We start from the raw sequence: 18,118 nt of genomic DNA, 5'->3' as shown, positions 1-18,118 counted from the left end.
GGTATCCCTCCGGCAGCCCCGGCAACGGGGCGGCATTCGGCCGTTCCAATCACGTCGCCGGGCCGGCCGATGCCGCGGGCGATGGCGTCGGCGAGGGTGCCCGTACCGAACAGTCTGACCTCAACCACGGGCCACCACCATGTGCACGGTGTTGGGCATCACCGCGCTCACTTCCGGATCGTGGTCGAGCGGTACGACCACGGGCTCCCGGCCATGTGCCGTCAGGATGGCCACGACGGCGTCGAGGTCCAGCGGATCGGAGCCGGATTTCCGGCGGGCCTCGCCGTGCGAGGACGCGGGCGCGGGAATCGACGGCGCGGGAATCGATGGTGGCGCGTAGGCGGGCTGGCCGTGCAGCAACGACTGGTAGGACACGACCGCCTCGGCAAGGGCGTCGCGAAGCGCCTCGGCCATCGACAGACCGCTGGCGCAACCCCGCGCCTCGCGGCCTACCCGGCAGAACACGGTCGGCACCGAGAGCGTTCCCGTGATGTCCTGAACGACGACCTCCTCGGGCACGGCCGCCAGGATCCCGCGGTAGCGCGTCCCGACCGGATCAAGGGGAACGGCGTCCATGTCGATTCGGGGAAACGGTCGCCGGGCTGCGGTCATCTCGCCGAGGGTCAACCGCCTGACCTGCGCGAGGGTGCCGGCCGTCACGGCCTCCTGCCAACTGTACGCCGAGGCAATCCCGGGCGGGACCGGTCGAGCTCGATGGGCCGGGCGCAGCGCCGGGAAGGCCCGCGACACCGGCACGAGGCGAATCCGGCCGTCGGTGAGCGTGCAGCCCTGCAGGTAGCCGGCACGCAAACGGTCGTCGAGCAGGGCCAGATCCGGGTCCACGTCCGGAGCGAAGACCGGCTCGTGGTCGATGCCGACCAGCCGGCGCGGGTCGAGCATGAGCGACCCGTAGGCCGAGAACGCGTTGAGCCCGGCGGCGAGGCGGGCGGAAGCGAAGTCCAGGCCGGTGCCGAAGACGCGTAGTGGGTCGGGGCACTGACCGGACAGCCCTACCGGATCCGACACCTCAATCTGGCACACGTGCAGGGGAAGCTGGCCGAGGTCGCCTTCCACGGGTCGCCCGAAGACCCCCAGCCGATCGTCCATGCAGCGGGCGGCGCGCCGGGAGAAGGTCTCCTGGTCGAGGGGCGCGGCGGCGCGGCGTTCCTCGATGCGCCCGAGTAGCGACGCGGCGGTCGGCGCCTCGGCCTCCGCTTCGAAGGGATGCGGCACGGCGGCGTGGACCGCACTGCTGAGGGTGGTCTGGTCGAGACGCACAATCCCCGCCGGTTCCGGCCGGGCCGCTCCGGTAACCGTTCGGAACGCCCGGAACACCAGTTGGGCGGCGGCAACGGAGCGGGCCGCGCTGCCCGCCTGCTCCCGCCAGGCCGCTCCATCGACGGCGGCGTGGCGCGCGAGGCGCCGACGCGCGACGGACGGCCATCGCGCGCCGGCTCCCGCGCGTGGGCCGGAGGACAGGAACCAGACGGTGTCCTCCAGCAGAAGCGCCTGCAGGAGGTCGGTGTGCGAGGCCGCGCAGACCTGTTCCAGCAGCCGCACCTGGTCGACCGTCGGGCGGTCGCGGACGTGCAGGACGAGGCCCGCGCCGTGCAGCGCCGCCGCAATGGCGTCCGCGTCCGCTTCGGCGTCCAGTGGGGTACGGCTGATGTGCTGCCCCGGGTCGCGGCGGCCACGCTCGGCCTCGGTCAGCATGACGTCCCATCCGACCTCTTTCCGCGTCACCATGCGAACCTGTGCCAGTCCCGAGCGGAGTGCGGCAGCGGCCACGGCGGGCACCAGATCCGCCTGCCCGACCACCGCGACCGTCTCGGCGCGGTAGTCCTGGAACGTCTGGAGCGCGGAGTCTGTGAGGTAGCTGAGGAAGGAGATTTCATTGTGGTAGCCGTCGACCTGCTCAGGACTTCCGGACGGCGCCTCGCCATCTGGGGTGATCGCACCCTTCGCGATGAGCACGCCGATCAGCTGCCGCACCATGTCCCGCCGCTGGCCGGTCAGGTTCGCGGTCAGGTCGGTCAGGGAGTAGCGGCCATCCAGATAGGGCGCCAGCCGGGCCAGCAGGGGATGTGCCGATTCGCCGCCCACGATGACCGGACCCTCGTAGGTCAGCAGGTACAGTCCGCCTTCCGAGCTGGTGTAGTAGGTGTCGGGACGCAACAGTAGGCCCATCGTCTCCGGTCTTCCGTTCATCGCGTGGCGGGGCGGCTGCCGAGCAGGAATTCGCCCACGGCGCTCTCGGCCGTGTAGCCGACGCCCGTCACCTCGTTGAGCGTCTCGCGATCGCCGCCGCCGAGCCCGCAGGCAGCCAGACCCATGGCCGTGGCGGCGAGGTACATCGTCTGGTAGAGCACGCCGACGTGTTTGAGAACCAGCGAGTACGGCATCTGCTCGTAGGTCCATGCCAGCCGCCCGAAACGAGCCGCCACGACGATCAGTACCTGCGGGATCAACTGTTCGAACGTGCCGCGGCGGGCCGCGGCGATCAGCCGGGCCATGCCAGGCCCGGGGCCCTGGACCAGCCGGAGCGCGTGGTCGTGATCGTCGTAGTGGTACACCCCGGCCGGTAGCCCAGAGGCCAGGCGTACGACGGGATACAACTCCAGTTCGTACACTGACCCGCCGGACGGATACGGCCGACCGAGTTGCCGCTCGCCCTCGGGACCGGAGTCGACCCGCATCCGCGCGCACCGGTAGAGGAACTCACCGAGCTGTTCCAGCGTGATCGGCGCGTCATCGTCATGGGCACGGATGGAGCGGCGATCCTCCATGACCGCGGCGAGCGGAGGATCGAGGCGCCGCAGCCGCTCCAGGTCGGGGGTGGGCAGTGTGACGACAGGTCCTGGATAGGGCTCGTGCCGGGCGGGCAACGGTTCGAACAGTCCATCGGCCCAGCGGGTGCGGCCGTACCCGCTGCCCAGCCGGTCCCGGTGCCCGATCCGACTGCGCTGGTGAAACCACAGCTCATGAGCGCTCCACTGGCGGAGGTGGAACGCCTCGTCCTCGGCGCTGGCCGCGGGTACCGCCAGTCCGCACCGGTAGAGGTCGTGCAGGAACCTGTCGGCGAGAACCCGCGACGCCTCTGCCGGACCGATCAGCGTGGGCGTCTCCCCCGTCAGCAGGGCGAACAATGCGGGGTCATGGACGTGGACTCGGGCCCCGGCCAGTGGCGACTCGATGACCAGGTCCCGCCCGTCTCGTTCCCGGTGCACGACCGCGAACCGCGACAGCAGGAGGGCGTCGGGCATCGGCGGCGACGCGGCGGCCGGGCGCCTGGTCGGCTCGATGCTGTACGACCGTCCTGCCTCCCGGCCGACCTCGATTTGCAGCCATCCTCCCGCGCGCAGCGCCGCCAGGAAGCCGGCGGCATCTCCCTGCACCGCCAGTTCCCGGGCCGGACACGGTACCGTGGCGAGCTGTTGGAGAAGGTCGCGCTTCCACGTCTCTGCGGCGCCGAACGTCTCGGCCCGAGAGCCGGCCAGCAGTTGCAGCCGGCCATCCTCGCTGATCACGCTGTAGACGCCGGAAACCAGCGAGAGGCGTTCGGTGATCGCTGCGGTTTCCAACGACTCGATCATCGCGCCGCCTCCGCGCCAGCCATCGACGGGTCGGCGAGAGTCCTGATCAGCTCCACCGCCGACATTCCGTGCGCCTGCTCCACCGCACAAGCGGCCAGGTGGCACAGCAGGAACCGTTCGACCGGGCTGACGCCCAGCCGGGTCAGGTGCAGGTAGGTGTAGTTGAGCACCAGTTTGTAGCTCAGGAACCACTCGGTGGCCTCGGTCTGCTCCTGCCAGGCGCTGCTGGCGAACAGTTCCCGATGGAACGGACTGACCTGCGTCAGGTCGACGATGTTGGCGCCGGGCGGCGGGGCCTTCTCCGTCAGCAGCCCGGAGCCGACCAGCCGACTGGCCCGATCCCGGTACGGATGGAGGGCGTCGAGCCAGTCACGGACGTACGGTACGGCCGACGTCGCGCCGTCCAGCTCGGAGACCAGGGCCCGAAGGCGTCCGCCCAGGGCCGAGGCGCTGCGGCGGTAGTGCTCGTCCCAGGCGCCGCGCAGGCCCTCGCCCTCCGGGAATCCGTGCAGGAACGCCTCGGCGTGCGAGCGGAAGGAGATGCTTCCGCGGGCGAGCCCGACCCCCGACAGGGAGTGCGCCGTGGCGATCATGAGATTGAACGCGATCCCCAGCCGCTGTGCGCCGGAGGCGATGTCCTCGGTCATCCGGAAGGCGAGCTCGGTGGTGTCCGAGTAGAAATCCGCCAGTAGACCGGCGGATGTCGCCTCGGACGGCGGGGGGTCCGCTTCGGTGGTGAACTGGATTGAGTTGTCCGGATACCACGGGAGCAGGTCCCCGCTCTCCGACTCCAGCTCGGCCAGGCGCCGGTGCATCGGCAGGTGTTCCTGCGGATCCAGTCGGACGGTGGAGGGCGACTCGGCCAGGAAGCGACCGACCAGCTCCTCGACCGCCGGACGGACGAGCGTTTCCAGTACGTCCTGCTCGCAGCGGACGTAGAGCCGCACGTGCGGACCGCGGATCCAGTGCCGCAGGTAGTAGACGGACTCGACCTGGCCGCCGAGCCGCCGCGCCACCGGACGGATCGCGTCCAGGATGAGCCGATCCTTCTCCTCGGCGTGGTAGTAAATCTGAAAACAGTGCCATCGCATGGTTCAGTTCCCCTCGGCGAGCGCCGACATCGCCGCCCCGGCGAGCTGGCGCAGTGAGATCTCCGCCGGGAGGGAGACGGCGAGCCGGTTGCAGACCAGGTGCGCGCAGATGTCGATGATGGTCAGGACCGAGGTGTCCGGTCCGGCGGTGACGATGCCCCCGGGTCCCTCCCAGCCCGAATCCGGGGGGTCCAGCGTGCCCATGGTCAGCTGGTCCTCAAGCGCGTCACGCAGCACCGCGACCGACCGGGCCCAGCTGGCCAGTGTTCCCGCGTCGGTGTGCCGCGCGCTGGCCGCCACCAGCGCCCGCATCTTCCGGGCCACGGACACCGCCGTGCCGAGCTGCTGTGCCGAGGGCTGCGGCAGATCAAAGGGCGCCACCCGGCCCTGGTACCCGCGTCCGAAGTCGATCCGGTTCCGTAGTCGTACGGGATCCGGTTCACAGCTCAGCCAGGCGATGAGGATCATGGCGTACGCGGCGGTCGACCGCTCCCGTGGCGAGGCCCCCTGCCTCAGCAGCCTCATCGCCACAGTGCTGGACTGGACGAAATGCCGTTCCACCGCCTCGATCGCGGCGCCGTAGCCGTAGCGATTGTGCTCCCGGCGATAGGGGACGTGGACGACCGAGTCGTTGGGTTGCAGTGACCTGAAGAGCGGCTCGGTCTGCTCCCATTCCGCCAGCATGGCCGCGCTCTCCGCGTAGGCGTTCTCGGTCATCACCGGCGTGGAGGGATTGTCCCGGAAGTAGGCTGCCAATCGCCTGTCGACAGTTTCCCTGATCTCGTCGGAGTCGGCGCCGGCGGCCGGTAGCACGCGCAACCGGACATGCGGGCCGCCATCCCAGTACCGCAGGTAAAACCATCCACGTGCCCGGCCGCCGGACATCAGCTCCGTCACCAGCGGATCGACCGCGTTGACCAGCAGGTGGTCTTGGTCTCCCTGGTAGAAGGCGTGGGCGCTGACCCAGTTGGTCTCTTCCATCTCACCCTCGGTCCGAAATCTCGATGAGGTACTCGGCGGCGGCCGGCTCATCGGCGAGTCCCGTGGCGTCGCCCGGCGCGGGCAGCGCCTCCTCGAACACCATGACCGGTCCCGGTGCCCGCAGCATCCGTTCGAAAACCGCGAGCAAATGCCAGTTTGCGAAGTCGATATAGACGGGTTTGCGAGACTTATCCATCACCCACTTGCCCCACTTGTCGTCTGCCGGATCGTTGCCCCAGAGCCCGTCGTTCCACATGCGGACATAGCAGCGGTCCGGGATTCCATGCGCGTGAAGCCAACCGACCAGACGCACCAGATAGTCGGCATCGGTCTCTGCCTTCTGGCGAGCGGGCACCTGTGCGGTGGGCACCCGCCACCGCGCCCGACGCAGTACGACCCGGCCGGTCTCCACCCGGGGTTGGGTGGTGAGGGAATCGGGGGGTGCCAGATCGGCATCGGTCGCCAGCGGCGAGAAACTGGGGTGCAGGTAGTAGGTCACTCCGAAGGACCAGCTCAGGAATTGGGCGATGGGCGGCAGCAGGACGTCGGCCATCATTCCCAGATGCAGCGGCACGACCTGCTTTCGCAGCCGGGTCGAGACGATGTTCGCCAGACCGGTCCTCGGATCCTGGACCACCGTCAGATCCCCGAGCGGCAGCCGCTCGGAGGCGGGCCGACCGGTGACGGTGAACGGATAGTCGATCTCGTGATCGGTGCTGGAGGTACGGACGTTCAACGCCGACGAGAAGGTCCCGCTCAACTCCGCGAAGATCTTCTCGCCGGGCTCGGCGTGCCAGGCCCGGCCGGGCGGGACCGTCCCTCCGGCCAGCGTGGTGAACCGCGTCGTACGGCTGCGCCCCCGCCCGTACCCCGAGTGCGCCACGTTCAGCGCGAGCGCAAGCTGTGGTCCTCTCTCGATCACCTGCACGTAGCAGCCCAGCGACCCCGGAGGAGTGACCCACTCCGGCCAGCCGGCCGCCATGGCCCGCAGCTCCGCGACCGCGGTGCGGATGACGCCGTCAGGCTCCGGGGGACCAAGCACGCCGCGCCGGGCGGCCTCCTGTATCCGGCCGAGTTCCCGCAACCTGCTCAGCGGACTGGCGACCAGGGCGGTGCTGTTGGCCAGCGGCGACGCGCGCAGGAACCGCGCCACCTCCTGCCCGGAGGGGGATCCGCCGGCCCGATCCTCGCGCGCGATCTCCTCGTGGACCGCTCGGCACAGTTCCAGGATCGAGACCTGGGCGTCCGAGCCGAAGCGTTCCCGGAAGTAGTCGCCCAGTGCGAGCCGCAGCGGTAGCGCCGGGTCGAAGATCGCCAGCCACCGCCGTACGGCGTCGAGGTCCTCCAGTGCCGGACGCCAGCGCCCGGTCGAGCATTCGACCGGCGACTCACGGAACACCGCGTTCTCGTGGAAGACGGCCTTGCTCATTTCGGCCACCGGCTGGAAGGGAAGCCCGAGGCGCGTGACGATGCCGGCGATCGCGTCACGCAGGCGGTCCTGGCGGGCGCAGTGCGCGTCGACGTCCTCCACCGGCACCGGCATGGTGGCCTCCGTGCGCAGCCGGTCGAGCAGTACCGCGACGTCAACAAGCTCCTCGCCACCGTGTGCGGTGACCCAGGCGATCAGGTCCGACAGCGGATCGAGGGCCTGATCCGTGACCGGCGGCTCAAGAATCAGCAGGCCTGCCCGCACCAGCGCGTCCAGGAACGGCCGAACGCCGTCGCGCGCCCTGGCGCCGGAGGCGAGCCGTTCCTGTAGCCCGCTCAGCGTGCACGGCGGATCCTCCTCCAGGGTGCGCAGGCAGGCGCGGATCGCGGGGGTCTCCGCCATGGTCACGATCGGCTCGCGGGGCGGCAGCCCGGAGAAGGTGATCTTTCCTTGCGACCTGGTCACACTCGGGTTCGCCCGCACCCGCAGCGATGCTCTCAGCACGGGAGTGTCGCGTAGGGCCCGAATCATGCTCTGCAGCAGGAAGCCGTCCAGTTCTAGGACCCCGCTGATCGGTGGCTTGGCGGCGAACACCTCCGGTGCCGAGCCATCCACCCAGACACCCAGGCCAGTGACGGTGAAGGTGCTGTACGGACTGGTCTTTGCCGCCGCCCGGCCCACGTACTTCGCGAGCCGGGCCATGCTCTGAGCCCTCGGCCGGTGCGCCGGATCCGCCAGCCATTTGGCAAGTTCCACATGCAGCGCGGGGCTGGCCTGTGACAGCGCTCGACGGAAACCGGGATTCCCGGCCACATCGCGCAGAACCCGCTCCCGGTCACTGATCTCGGCGGCGAGGATCGTCGGCAATTCGGCGACGCTCCGATCCAGGGTGTCCAGTTTCGACAGCCAGGCGGAGATCCGCTCGGCGACGTCGGAGGCGAGCAGCCCCGCGATCGCCTCGTTCCACTCCTCGTCGCGTGGCCGCCTCGATCGGTAGACCGCCCTGCGCAAACCGACCAGCCTCGGCTTCAGGGCGGTGTGTTCGAGCGCCCCGATCTCGGTGAACAGGGCGTCCGACAGCGCGTGTCCCTCCAGGACCAGCCACCGCCGCAACCGCGCCTGTTCCTCGGCGCGCCGGAACGACTCCACCAGGCGCAGCCGGCCCAGAGTCGCCGCAGGCAACCCCGCAAGGCGCAGGATCGGAGGCGAGTCCACACGTGCGCCACTCGAGAGGACCACGCCCTCGTCCGTCATCGTGCCAACGCTTGCGCCCATAGCCCCTCCCGGCCAAGGGCTGTGCCGCCGGTCGCCGACCGGCGGCACAGCCGTAAACAAGGTCAGCTACTGCTGCTCGGGCAGCAGCTGCAGCTCGCGCTGCACGAGCAGAAGGGCAGCGACGCGCCGTGCTCGGGCATGCCGTGACCCGCCGTCAGCGACTCGATCGTGAGTCCGCTTTCGGCCAGGTCGAACACGTCCATCGGCAGGTCCTGCAGGTCGAAGTCGAGATCGTCCGAAGTATTCACACCTTTCTCCTTTGCTTGAAATTCGCATGACCGGAAGATCTTCCGTTGAGCACGGTAAGCCAAGGAAATCAACAATGGGAAGGCGCAGAAATTTCGCCAGCGGTATTCGACGAAGGTATCAGCCATTCTGTTACGACGGCGTGCACCCAAAGGCGTAGTCCTGCTACACCGGTCCCCGCCCTTGCGCGACCAGCGAGATCATCACATGATGGCGAGCGGGCAAGACACGAGTCATTCTTGCGGAGGTGGCATGAACAGCGCGCTGGAGTGCCTTACGGCCCGGCCGGAGAATTTCATCGAACAATGGCCCCAGACGCCCGAGGTCCATCATGGCGACCCGGTCGCGCTGGCCGCGCTCCTCGACGTCGAGGACGTCGACCGGCTGATAAGCGACCAGGGCCTCCCCGCGTCGTCGGTGACGATGACCAAGAACAACGTGATGGCGAAGCCGGGCAGCCTCGTCAGCGCCGACCTAGCGGCGTTTCCGGACGCTGCCGGAGCTGTCGACGCCCGCCGGGTCGGCGCGCACCTACGCGCCGGGCACACTCTCCTACTCATGGGTCTGCACCGCAGCTGGCAACCGCTCAGTCGGTTCTGTCGGCTGCTGTCGGCCGAACTCGGTCACCCGCTGTATGCGCACGCCTTTCTCACCCCGCCGAGCAGTCAGGGTTTCGCGCACCACTGGGACACCGAGGCGGTGTTCATCGTGCAGACCGTGGGGCACAAGACCTGGGAACTGCACCAGCCATTTCTGCCGGACCCGCTACCCCGGCACCGCTGGGGGCGCGTCCGGGTTCCACCCGCCGAGCGGACCCGGTTTGAACAGGGGGACCCGTTCCTGCGGGTCCGCCTCGCACCCGGCGACGTGCTCTGGGTGCCCCGGGGCTGGATTCACAACGGGTACGCCGAAGAAGGCGCCTCCTTGCACATCAGTGTGGGCGTACTCCAGCTCACCCGGCATTGGCTGCTCGAACGGCTCCTGGACCTCGCGGCCGAGGATCCCGAGTTCCGCACCTCGCTCCCGCCCGGGCTCATCGCCCACGGCATCGACAGCGCCGCGGGCGAGGTCACCGAGCGCTTCACGCGATGGCTGGCCGACCTCGACGTCGAGCGCCTCGCGCAGTCGCTGCGCGCCAGTGCGCTGCGCACTCTGTCAGGGCCGCGCCGCCCCGCCGTCAGCTCTGCCGTGGGCGCGCTCAGCCACGACGTCGAGGTGGTGACGTACGTACCGGGCACGGTCCTGGCGAGCACCAAGGGCGTGGACGGCACCGTCCTGCATCTCGGCGACCACGACCTTCACCTTCCCGATCCGGTCACCGAGACGATCATGCAGATGATCGACCACCCCGGCACCGTGGTCGCGGTCGAGGAACTCCGCGCCTCGATCGGTCTTGACCGGGCCCGCCGGCTCGTACGCGAGCTGATCGACGAAGGAGTCGTCGTCCCCGCCTGACCGCAGACGCTCGGCTGGCAACATGGCGTGATCGCCGGCTTCCCTTCCCGCGAGAGGGGATTGTCGTCGGAGTCCGCCGGCCCACGTGCGCGGGGTTTGGCAGGTTGGGCCGGCGCCGGCCAGCCTGGCCAGGAGGGCTCTGTTGCGTTCGGCGGAGGCGTGGACGACCTCGAACGAATCGAGAGCTGGCGCTGACGCTGGGCTTCGAGACGCGCCGCCTCGCCGCCGGCGGCCCCGGTCTCGTTCGACTCGTCGACCCCGTATGGCTACCGCAACGATGGCTCCGAGCCGGCCGTGGGGCGTGTGGGGTCCTGTTCGCACGCCAGCCACTGGAACTGGTCCATTTCCGCCGTCACGCCGCCCAGCCGCGATGCGGACTGGAACGCCGCGGCGGCGGCCGACTCGAGCCCGTCGAAGCCGCCGTACAGGTCGACGGTGTCACAGATCGAGCCGAGCAGGTGGTTGCCGACGGCCGGAGAGGTCACGCCGATCTGGCCCAGCACCGCCGACAGCCCGTTGCTGTACGCGGTGAACGCGTCGTCCGGCCAGAGCGTGCCGGCGTCGGTCACGTAACGGAACCCCTCGGTGCCGATCGCCGCGTGATGCAGCTCCCGCAGCCCCAGCCAGGCCACGTCGGGCTCGACCAGCGCGAGGAGCGACGGCGCGATCCACAGGTCGCCGGCCGCGTTGGCACCGGCGGCGTCGGACGACCCGAGCCGCGAGAACCATTCGTCAGACATGTCAGCCACTCCTTGGGAGTCAGCCCGCGGCGGTGGCCGCGCGGTGGAGGTACGTGAGCACGGCGAGGACCCGCCGGTGGTCGCCGGGTGCCGGTTCGAGATCAAGCCGCGCGAATATGCTGCGGATATGCGACTCGACGGTCTTCGGGGTGAGGAACAGCCGCTCGCCGATGCCTTGGTTGGACCGGCCGGCGGCCATCAGCTCGAGCACCTCGCGCTCGCGGTCGCTCAGCGCGGTGACCGGATCGCGCCACGCCGGCGGTGGTCCGGCGTTGGCGCACCGGGCCCGCAGACTCGACGCCACCGCGCTGCGACCGGCCGCGACGGCGCGGACCGCGGCGACGAACGCCGGCAGCCCGATGACGTCCTCCTCGACGAGGTAGCCAAGGCCGTCGGCGCCGGTCGCGAGCAGGGCCGCAAGCAGGTGCTCGTCGGTGCGGTCGGCCAGCACGACCAGCCGGTGCGTGCGGCGCAGCCCGACGAGCGTGTCGGTCATGTGTTCCGCCGCCGCGCCGCGCCGGTCGACGACCACGACGTCGGCCGCCACCCGGCGCATGACGGCATCGAGAGCGGCCAGGGTCGGCGTCACGAGACGGACGGTGCAGCCGGATCCGCGCAGCGCCGCGGCGAGTGCCTCGCCGGCCAGACCGGTGCCGGCCAGGATGATGCGGGTCGCGGCCGGGCGGGCCGCCTGGTGCAGGTCCGTACGCATGCTCTTCCTCCCACGTCGGTACGCCAAGTAGATGCGGCCCGGTGCGCGCCTGATCCGTCGAGCGGCGGTCTTTTTCCAATCGCCGAGACGGACCGGACGGATCAGGGGCGCCGTCGCAGGTATCTGGTAAGCAAGCCGTGGAGGTGAGCGATGGAGGCCGAGGTCCTAGCGGCGGCTCGTAGCGGTGACCAGCGGGCCTGGGATGCCATCGTGGACCGGTACACCGGTCTGCTGTGGTCCGTGGCGCGCGGCTTCCGGCTCGACGCGGCCGACGCGGCCGACGTCGTGCAGCTCACCTGGCTGCGCCTGGTCGAACACCTCGACGACGTCGTCGACCCGGACCGGCTCGGGGCGTGGCTGGCCACGACCGTCCGCCGCGAGTGTCTGCAGTTACTGCGGCGCCGGCGGGAGCGGCCGGCGGCGGTCGACGACTGGCTCGCCTCCGTGCCCGACCCGGGCCCGCCCGTCGACGCCCGGATGCTGCGGGTGGAGCGCGACGCCGGCCTCTGGCGGGCCCTGCACACGCTGTCGGGCCGATGCCAGCAGTTGCTGCGCGTGCTGATGGCGGTGCCGCCGCCGGCCTACGCCGACGTGTCGGCCGCCCTCGACATGCCGATCGGCAGCATCGGCCCGGCCCGGCAACGCTGCCTGGCCGCGTTGCGCCGCGCGCTGGCCGAAACGCAACTGGCCATAGGAGACCGCCGTGACGGATGACGAGCTGCTGGCCGAGCTGACCCGGGTCGCCGCGGCCGCCGACCCGCCGCCCGAACTCGTCGTGGCGAGCGCGCGGCACGCGCTGTCGACCCGCAGGCTCGACGACCAGCTTGCCGCCCTGCTGGCCGACTCCGCGCTCGACACCGCCGTGCAGGTGGTCCGCGGCGACGACCAGCCCCGGCTCCTGTCCTTCGCCCACGCCGACACGACGATCGACCTCCAGATCCAACGCACCGCCGGCCGCCTGGCGGTGCGCGGCCTGGTCGCCAGCACCGCGAGCGAGGCCGTCGTCGACGCGAGCGAGGCCGTCGTCGACGCGAGCGAGGCCGTCGTCGACGCGAGCGAGGCCGTCGTCGACGCGAGCGATGGCCCGCACGCCGCCCCGCTCGACGAAGCCGGCTGGTTCACGGTGGCCGATCTGCCGGACGGGCCGCTGCGGGTGCGACTGCCGGGCCGGCCGGCCGGCGGTATCTCGACCGGCTGGATCGCGCCGTAACGTGTCGGCTGCCGCCGCGCTCGCCGCTCGCGCGCTGGATCTGGTCGGCGCGGATCCCCGCCGCGCGCTGGAGACGGCGGACGCGGCCGTACGGGCCGACGGGGCAGATCGCGCGGCCGTCTCCCGGGCCCACCGGGCGGCCGCGCTCGCGCTGCGCGAGCTGGGCGATCCGGCTGCGGCCGAGCGCCGCCTCCGGGTCGCCGTGCGTAGCGCCGGGCCCGTCGCCGACGCCGCGGCGGAGGCGCGGATGAGTCTCGCATTCGTGCTGGTCGACCGGGGCCGGCTGCGGGCGGCGCTGGCCGAGGCCGACCGAGCCGCCGCCGCGCTCGACGGGCTGCCGGCCGTGCGGCTGGCGGCTCAGCGGGCCTTGATCCTGCAGCGGACCGGGCGGCTGGCCGAGGCCCTGTCCGGGTACGCCGCCGCGCTGCCTGCCCTGCGGTCGGCCGGCGACACACTGTGGGAGGCGCGGGCCCTCAACAACCGCGGCCTGCTGCACAAACATCGCGGCACGCTGGAGGCGGCCGACGCCGACCTGGTGCGGGCCGCGGCCCTCTACACCGAGCTGGGTCTGCACCGCTTCGCGGCGGACGCCGAGTGGAACCGGGCCACGGTGGCCGCCCACCGCGGCGACGTACCGGCCGCGCTGGCCGGCTTCGACCGGGCCGAGGCGGCACACGCCCGGGCCGGCACGCCGCGGCCGCAGCTGTGGCTCAACCGCAGCCAGGTGCTCATGTCGGTGGGGCTGACCGCCGAGGCGAACGCCTCGGCCGTCCGGGCGGTGGCGGCCCTGCGGGCCAGCGGGCACGCGACCGATCTGGCCGAGGCGCGGCTGCTGCTGGCCGAGGCGGCCGTGGCCGACGGCCGTCCGGCCGAGGCGGTGGCGCAGGCCCGCGCGGCCGGCCGGGCGTTCGCCCGCCAGGGCCGCGACGGCTGGGCCCTGCTGGCCCGGCTCGCCGCGCTGCGCGCGGCGTCGGCCCGGCCCCGGGCCGGCCTGCGCGACGCACTGGCCTGCGCCGAGGCGCTGGCCGCGGCCGGCTGGCGCGGCGCCGAGCAGGACGCGCGGGTCGTGGCGGCCCGGTTCGCGCTCGGCGCCGGCGACCCCGCGGCGGCCGCTGCCCAGCTCCGGCGCGTCCGGCCACGGCGGGCAACCGCGCCCCTGGACCTGCGGGTGCGCTGGTGGCACGCCGAAGCCGACCGGCGCCGGGCCGCCGGCGACCGGCCCGGCGCCCTGAGCGCGCTCCGGGCCGGCCTGCGCCAACTCGACGACGCCCAGGCGGTACTCGGGGCGACCGACATGCGGGCCCACGTGGCCGGGCTCGGTCATACGCTGGCCGCCGACGGGCTCGACCTGGTGGTGGCCTCCGGCCCGGCGCGGGCGGTGCTCGTCTGGGCCGAACGGTCGCGGGCGCGAGCGCTGCGGCTGCGTCCGGTCCGTCCGCCGGACGACCCGGAGCTCGCCGCGGCACTGGCCGACCTGCGCCGGCTCGCGGCCGAGGCGGGCCCGGCCGGCCCCACCGCGGCGGCGCGGGCGGCCGCCGAGAGCCGGGTGGTGCGGATCAGCCGCACGGCCGGCGGACCGCTGCACCGGCCGGTGGACCTTCCCCCCGACCCGGCCGCGCTGGCGGCGGAGCTGGGCGAGCGGGCACTCGTGGCGTACGTCCGCCATCGCGACGAGCTGCTGGCGGTCTCTCTTGCGGGCCGACGCTGCACGCTGCACCGGTTGGGCCCGGCCGCGGTGGTGACCGCGCCGCTGGAGGCGTCCCACTTCACGCTGCGCCGGCTCGCCCTCGGCCTCGGGCCGCCGGCGGCCGCCGACCGCATGCGGCACCTGGCCGAGGCGGCCGGCCTAGCGCTCGACCGGCTGCTCCTGGCCCCGCTGCGGCGTGCGGTCGGCGACCGGCCGCTGGTCGTCGTACCTACCGGCCTGCTGCACGCCGTGCCGTGGGGGCTGCTCCCCAGCGTGTCGGGGCGGCCGGTGACGCTGGCTCCGTCGGCGGCCGCCTGGCTGCGGGCCGAGCGCCGGTCCGTGCGCCCCGGACACCGGCTCTTCGCCGCCGGTCCGGGGCTGCCCGGCGCCCGCCAGGAGGTAGCGGGTCTGGCCGGCGGTACGGCCCTGCTCGACGGCGCGGCGACGGTCGAGTCGGTGCTGTCCGGAATGGACGGCGCTGCGCTCGCCCACGTTGCTGCCCACGGTGTTCTGCGCGTGGACAACCCGCTGCTGTCGGCCCTGACGTTGGCCGACGGCCCACTGACCGTTTACGACCTCGAGCGGCTGGCCACGGCACCAGACACGGTCGTACTGCCGGCCTGCCAGTCCGGCGTCGCCGCCGTGCGGGCCGGCGACGAGCTGCTCGGCTTGGCGTCGGCCCTGCTCGCGCTCGGCACGCGATCGGTCGTCGCGACCGTCCTGCCGGTGGCCGACGGGGCGACGGAGCCGCTGATGCGCGACTTCCACCGGTGCCTGCGGTCGGGGCAACGCCCGGCCGCCGCACTGGCCGCCGCCCGGGCCGGCGCCGGTCCAGACCACGCCGCCTTCGCCGCGGCGGCGAGCTTCGTCTGCCTCGGCGGCTGACTACCAGGTGCTCTCGATGTCGCCGGCCGGCAGCAACCGGCCGGTGAAGCCGGGCCACGGCACCGACGGCAGCTCGGCCAGCAGCCGGTCGCGGTGCGCGGCCGCGGTGCCACCGGCGGGGTCGGCGATCAACCGCCGGGCCAGCTCGGCCGCGAACAGGGGTGCAGCGAACGACGTACCGCTCCAACTGGCCCAGCCGGTGAAGGCCGACCCGGCCTCGTCCTCGTGCCCGTCGACGTAGGCGCTGCACAGCCGGACGCCTGGCGCGTACACGTCGACCCACGGCCCCCGGTTGGTGAACGGCGCCGGCGCCGGCCCGCCCTCGACCGTCTGATAGGCGCCAACCGCGACCACGCCCTTGATGGCAGCCGGCCAGAACGGCCGCTCGGCGCGCTCGGCGCCCTCGCCGTCGTTGCCGGCCGCCGCCACCACGACCCGGCCGGCGGCGAGGATCCGGCGCACGGCCGCGATCAGCGCCGCCGGTGGGGTGTCGCCTTCGGTGTAGCCGCCCAGCGAGAGGTTGACGATGGGTGCGGTCGCCTCCTCCAGCAGGGCCAGCGCGATCCGTGCCTCGTCACCTTCGCCGCTGGCGTGCAACACGGTGGAGACCGCGACGCCCGCCGCCGGTGCGACCCGGCCGACCAGGCCGCAGATGAAGAAGCCGTGCCCGGCCTGCCGGTCCAGCCGCCCGTCCTCGTTCTCGTCCAGTGGGTTGCCGATCCGGTCCGGCACCGGGAACCGCTCGACGACGAGCGCCCGCAGGCCACCGGGTAGCTCACGCCACTGCGGTGGCATCGCGGTGTCGAGGACCGCCACGTGCGCCGCGCCGTTCGCCTCTCCTGGGGCGAGCGGCCAGTGCGTCGGCGGTGGCACCGGCCGCGGCCGGTCGCCGGGGCCGCCGTGGTACCAGTCTTCGCCGACGAACACGTGGTTGAGCTGGACACTGGCCCCGCGCGCTCGCAACGCGGCCGCCAGGTCGGGCAGGTCGCGGCCGCGACGGTCGGTTACCGTCCACAGCCGCTGGTGAGCCTCGGCCGCGGCCAGACGCTCGTTGACGTCGCCGTAGTCGGGCCCGGCCACCCGGTCCCGCCAAGGCGTGTGGCCGGGTACGTACGGCTCGGCCGACACGTCCGCGGCGGCCAGCAGGTCGGGCAGATGGGGTTCGACCTCCACCCCGACCAGGAGCTCGTCCGGCCGGAACCAGCCGTCGCGGCCGGCGACGACCGGGGAGACGGCTCCCTGGGGCAGCCATTCGATGGTCATCGCGGATCCTCTCGTGGCGTGGTGGCACCAGCATGGCGCCGGTGCCACCCCTTGCACCATCGGCCGTTAGAGCGCCAGCATCGCCAGTCCGACGACGAGTAGCCCCTCCAGCAGTCCCACGCCGCCGGTGCCGTCGCCGCCGCCTTCCGGCAGGATCGCGGCTTCGTCGATGTAGCCGATGGCCTGTCCAAATCGGTCGACCACGGTGATCATTGCCCGCCCTTCCCTTCTGTCTCGGTCCGCAGCTGAGTCGCGGCCGTCGCCACCCGGCCGGCGATCAGCTTGGCAAACGCGGCGACGTCGCCGTCGGTGGTCTGGTCGATCAGCGTGCGGATCTGCACCATCGCGTTCTCGAACGCGTGGGCGGCGTCCGGCTCGCCGAGGGCGGTGCGCTTCTCCTGCAATGCGTCCAGCTTGGACCGCACCTCGTCGGCCCGGTCGGACAGTACGTCGGCCAGCCGTGTGGTGGCCGCCACGTAGTCGTCCAGGGTGTGGCCCAGCCGTTCGCGCGCCGCGGCCCGGTCGTCGGCCGATCCGCCGAGAACCGGGACAGCCGCCCGCAGCTCGGCCACGAGCCCGACCGTACGGGCCACGTCCAGTCGTTCGTCGATGGTCTTCCTGTCGGTCATCACCTTTCTCCCTTCAGCGCTATCCCAAGTCGAAGTGCATGACGTCGCCGCTCTCCCGAGCGCCGAAGTCGCTGGCGCCCCACCGCATCCGGCGGGTGCCGATGATCGCGTCACCCACATGGATCAGTGAGCACACCAGCTCCTTACGGAGCTGGAGGAACCCGTGGGCCGGGTTGCGCGTCGCCGTGATCGGCTGGGCCGGGTTGCCGTGGAGCAGCGGAGTGCGCACGGTCTCGTAGTCGCGCAGCATCTGCCAGTACTGCTGCTCCGGCCCGTACGGCCAGCCTTGGTGGTTCTGGGCCCAGAACTCGTCGGCGTAGAGGAACTCGATCGCCGGGATGGCGGCGTCGGCCGGCTGGGCCAGCTCGGGTGCGGGGATCGCGCGCAGCGCCGGATGGCCGTCGGGCAGGGCATGCGCGTCGGCGATGGGTGGCCGGTTCACCCGTACGTGAGCGGCCGAGACCGCCCAGGACAGGTAGAACACCAGCGCGTCGGACAGCTCGCGGAACCGGTCGTACGTGACCTCGATCGTGTCGTTGACCCGGATGCTGGTGTCGGATCGCCGGCCGCTGACCGTGAAGAACGCGACCGCCCGGTCGTAGACCTCGACCACCCGCCGGCGCATTTCCTGCTGGTCGTGCGCGGCCGCCTCGCCGCCGTACGTCTCACCGGTGCGCGTGACGATGTACGGGCACTCGGTCACGTTGAGATCGACGGCCGCGCCGGTGGCGTGGCGGCCGTCGCCGGGCCGGGTGCCGATGCTCGGCTCGACCAAGCCGGCCCAGGTGTGGAAGTCCCCTTCGTCCGGCGAGGCCTTCCACGTGCGCCACAGGTCGTCCTCCACCGCGGCGAGGACCTGAGCCATGGTCGCGTTGACGCCGCCGGTGATCGGCTGGCCGAGGAAGGTGTCCATGGTGTCTCC

General features: G+C 72.1%; 16 protein-coding genes. 4 read left to right on the top strand and 12 right to left on the bottom strand.

Annotated elements, in window-relative coordinates; genetic code table 11:
- Positions 1-120: 120 nt before the first annotated feature.
- Genes ACSMXO_RS18315 through ACSMXO_RS18290 form a run of 6 tightly spaced genes read right to left on the bottom strand, consistent with a single transcriptional unit; the run spans position 121 to position 8,743 of the window.
- Positions 121-2,187: a YcaO-like family protein gene (locus ACSMXO_RS18315; RefSeq protein ID WP_455418685.1), complete on the bottom strand. Its 2,067-nt coding sequence runs from the start codon at positions 2,185-2,187 to the stop codon at positions 121-123.
- 17 nt (positions 2,188-2,204) lie between these two features.
- On the bottom strand, positions 2,205-3,593 hold the full coding sequence (locus tag ACSMXO_RS18310; protein ID WP_455418684.1) for a SagB family peptide dehydrogenase: 1,389 nt from the start codon (positions 3,591-3,593) through the stop codon (positions 2,205-2,207).
- Positions 3,590-4,684, bottom strand: a complete 1,095-nt coding sequence (locus ACSMXO_RS18305; RefSeq protein ID WP_455418683.1) for a thiopeptide maturation pyridine synthase — start codon at positions 4,682-4,684, stop codon at positions 3,590-3,592. Before ACSMXO_RS18305 ends, ACSMXO_RS18310 begins: the two co-directional genes overlap by 4 nt.
- Before the next feature lie 3 nt (positions 4,685-4,687).
- Entirely contained in the window at positions 4,688-5,665 is a 978-nt protein-coding gene (locus ACSMXO_RS18300; protein WP_455418682.1) for a lantibiotic dehydratase C-terminal domain-containing protein, read from the bottom strand.
- 1 nt (position 5,666) lies between these two features.
- A complete protein-coding gene (locus ACSMXO_RS18295) occupies positions 5,667-8,417 on the bottom strand; it encodes a lantibiotic dehydratase (protein WP_455418681.1) in 2,751 nt (916 codons plus the stop codon).
- A 14-nt stretch (positions 8,418-8,431) separates the two neighbouring features.
- Entirely contained in the window at positions 8,432-8,743 is a 312-nt protein-coding gene (locus tag ACSMXO_RS18290; RefSeq protein ID WP_455418680.1) for a thiomuracin/GE37468 family thiazolyl RiPP peptide, read from the bottom strand.
- 124 nt (positions 8,744-8,867) lie between these two features.
- On the opposite strand from ACSMXO_RS18290, the gene ACSMXO_RS18285 reads away from it, so the two are divergent.
- Entirely contained in the window at positions 8,868-10,070 is a 1,203-nt protein-coding gene (locus ACSMXO_RS18285) for a JmjC domain-containing protein (RefSeq protein WP_455418679.1), read from the top strand.
- A gap of 266 nt (positions 10,071-10,336) precedes the next feature.
- Here ACSMXO_RS18285 and ACSMXO_RS18280 read toward each other — a convergent pair whose 3' ends face one another.
- Both ACSMXO_RS18280 and ACSMXO_RS18275 read right to left on the bottom strand, forming a co-directional pair.
- Positions 10,337-10,810, bottom strand: a complete 474-nt coding sequence (locus tag ACSMXO_RS18280) for a hypothetical protein (protein ID WP_455418678.1) — start codon at positions 10,808-10,810, stop codon at positions 10,337-10,339.
- Positions 10,811-10,829: 19 nt separating this feature from the next.
- Positions 10,830-11,522 (bottom strand): helix-turn-helix transcriptional regulator, encoded by a 693-nt coding sequence (locus ACSMXO_RS18275; RefSeq protein ID WP_346261540.1) that lies wholly within the window; start codon positions 11,520-11,522, stop codon positions 10,830-10,832.
- 150 nt (positions 11,523-11,672) lie between these two features.
- Here ACSMXO_RS18275 and ACSMXO_RS18270 point away from each other — a divergent pair, with 150 nt between their 5' ends.
- The 3 genes from ACSMXO_RS18270 to ACSMXO_RS18260 are packed head-to-tail and all read left to right on the top strand — an operon-like array spanning position 11,673 to position 15,304.
- Entirely contained in the window at positions 11,673-12,236 is a 564-nt protein-coding gene (locus tag ACSMXO_RS18270) for an RNA polymerase sigma factor (RefSeq protein WP_346261541.1), read from the top strand.
- The gene (locus ACSMXO_RS18265; RefSeq protein WP_455418677.1) at positions 12,226-12,732 is read left to right on the top strand and encodes a hypothetical protein; all 507 of its coding nucleotides are present in this window, start codon (positions 12,226-12,228) and stop codon (positions 12,730-12,732) included. Before ACSMXO_RS18270 ends, ACSMXO_RS18265 begins: the two co-directional genes overlap by 11 nt.
- Position 12,733: 1 nt before the next feature.
- Positions 12,734-15,304: a CHAT domain-containing protein gene (locus ACSMXO_RS18260; RefSeq protein ID WP_455418676.1), complete on the top strand. Its 2,571-nt coding sequence runs from the start codon at positions 12,734-12,736 to the stop codon at positions 15,302-15,304.
- On the opposite strand, the gene ACSMXO_RS18255 is transcribed toward ACSMXO_RS18260, so the two are convergent.
- The 4 genes from ACSMXO_RS18255 to ACSMXO_RS18240 form a co-directional block, all read right to left on the bottom strand.
- Positions 15,305-16,567 carry a S8 family serine peptidase gene (locus tag ACSMXO_RS18255; protein WP_455418675.1) on the bottom strand — a complete coding sequence of 421 codons (1,263 nt, stop codon included), beginning with the start codon at positions 16,565-16,567 and terminating at the stop codon, positions 15,305-15,307.
- Positions 16,568-16,633: 66 nt separating this feature from the next.
- On the bottom strand, positions 16,634-16,780 hold the full coding sequence (locus ACSMXO_RS18250; RefSeq protein ID WP_346261545.1) for a hypothetical protein: 147 nt from the start codon (positions 16,778-16,780) through the stop codon (positions 16,634-16,636).
- Entirely contained in the window at positions 16,777-17,196 is a 420-nt protein-coding gene (locus tag ACSMXO_RS18245) for a hypothetical protein (protein ID WP_346261546.1), read from the bottom strand. The genes ACSMXO_RS18250 and ACSMXO_RS18245 overlap by 4 nt, the downstream gene beginning before the upstream one ends.
- A 19-nt stretch (positions 17,197-17,215) precedes the next feature.
- Positions 17,216-18,109, bottom strand: a complete 894-nt coding sequence (locus tag ACSMXO_RS18240; protein WP_455418674.1) for a hypothetical protein — start codon at positions 18,107-18,109, stop codon at positions 17,216-17,218.
- Between the last annotated feature and the right edge of the window lie 9 nt (positions 18,110-18,118).

The organism is Plantactinospora sp. DSM 117369, from assembly GCF_053764795.1.
This window is presented reverse-complemented; position numbering and strand designations above follow the sequence as displayed.

What these genes read in the sequence shown, in the direction of transcription:
- ACSMXO_RS18315 (WP_455418685.1), bottom strand. Translation starts at nt 2,187, where the DNA reads ATGGGCCTACTGTTGCGTCCCGACACCTACTACACCAGCTCGGAAGGC.
- ACSMXO_RS18310 (WP_455418684.1), bottom strand. Translation starts at nt 3,593, where the DNA reads ATGATCGAGTCGTTGGAAACCGCAGCGATCACCGAACGCCTCTCGCTG.
- ACSMXO_RS18305 (WP_455418683.1), bottom strand. Translation starts at nt 4,684, where the DNA reads ATGCGATGGCACTGTTTTCAGATTTACTACCACGCCGAGGAGAAGGAT.
- ACSMXO_RS18300 (WP_455418682.1), bottom strand. Translation starts at nt 5,665, where the DNA reads ATGGAAGAGACCAACTGGGTCAGCGCCCACGCCTTCTACCAGGGAGAC.
- ACSMXO_RS18290 (WP_455418680.1), bottom strand. Translation starts at nt 8,743, where the DNA reads ATGGCTGATACCTTCGTCGAATACCGCTGGCGAAATTTCTGCGCCTTC.
- ACSMXO_RS18285 (WP_455418679.1), top strand. Translation starts at nt 8,868, where the DNA reads ATGAACAGCGCGCTGGAGTGCCTTACGGCCCGGCCGGAGAATTTCATC.
- ACSMXO_RS18280 (WP_455418678.1), bottom strand. Translation starts at nt 10,810, where the DNA reads ATGTCTGACGAATGGTTCTCGCGGCTCGGGTCGTCCGACGCCGCCGGT.
- ACSMXO_RS18275 (WP_346261540.1), bottom strand. Translation starts at nt 11,522, where the DNA reads ATGCGTACGGACCTGCACCAGGCGGCCCGCCCGGCCGCGACCCGCATC.
- ACSMXO_RS18270 (WP_346261541.1), top strand. Translation starts at nt 11,673, where the DNA reads ATGGAGGCCGAGGTCCTAGCGGCGGCTCGTAGCGGTGACCAGCGGGCC.
- ACSMXO_RS18255 (WP_455418675.1), bottom strand. Translation starts at nt 16,567, where the DNA reads ATGACCATCGAATGGCTGCCCCAGGGAGCCGTCTCCCCGGTCGTCGCC.
- ACSMXO_RS18250 (WP_346261545.1), bottom strand. Translation starts at nt 16,780, where the DNA reads ATGATCACCGTGGTCGACCGATTTGGACAGGCCATCGGCTACATCGAC.
- ACSMXO_RS18245 (WP_346261546.1), bottom strand. Translation starts at nt 17,196, where the DNA reads ATGACCGACAGGAAGACCATCGACGAACGACTGGACGTGGCCCGTACG.
- ACSMXO_RS18240 (WP_455418674.1), bottom strand. Translation starts at nt 18,109, where the DNA reads ATGGACACCTTCCTCGGCCAGCCGATCACCGGCGGCGTCAACGCGACC.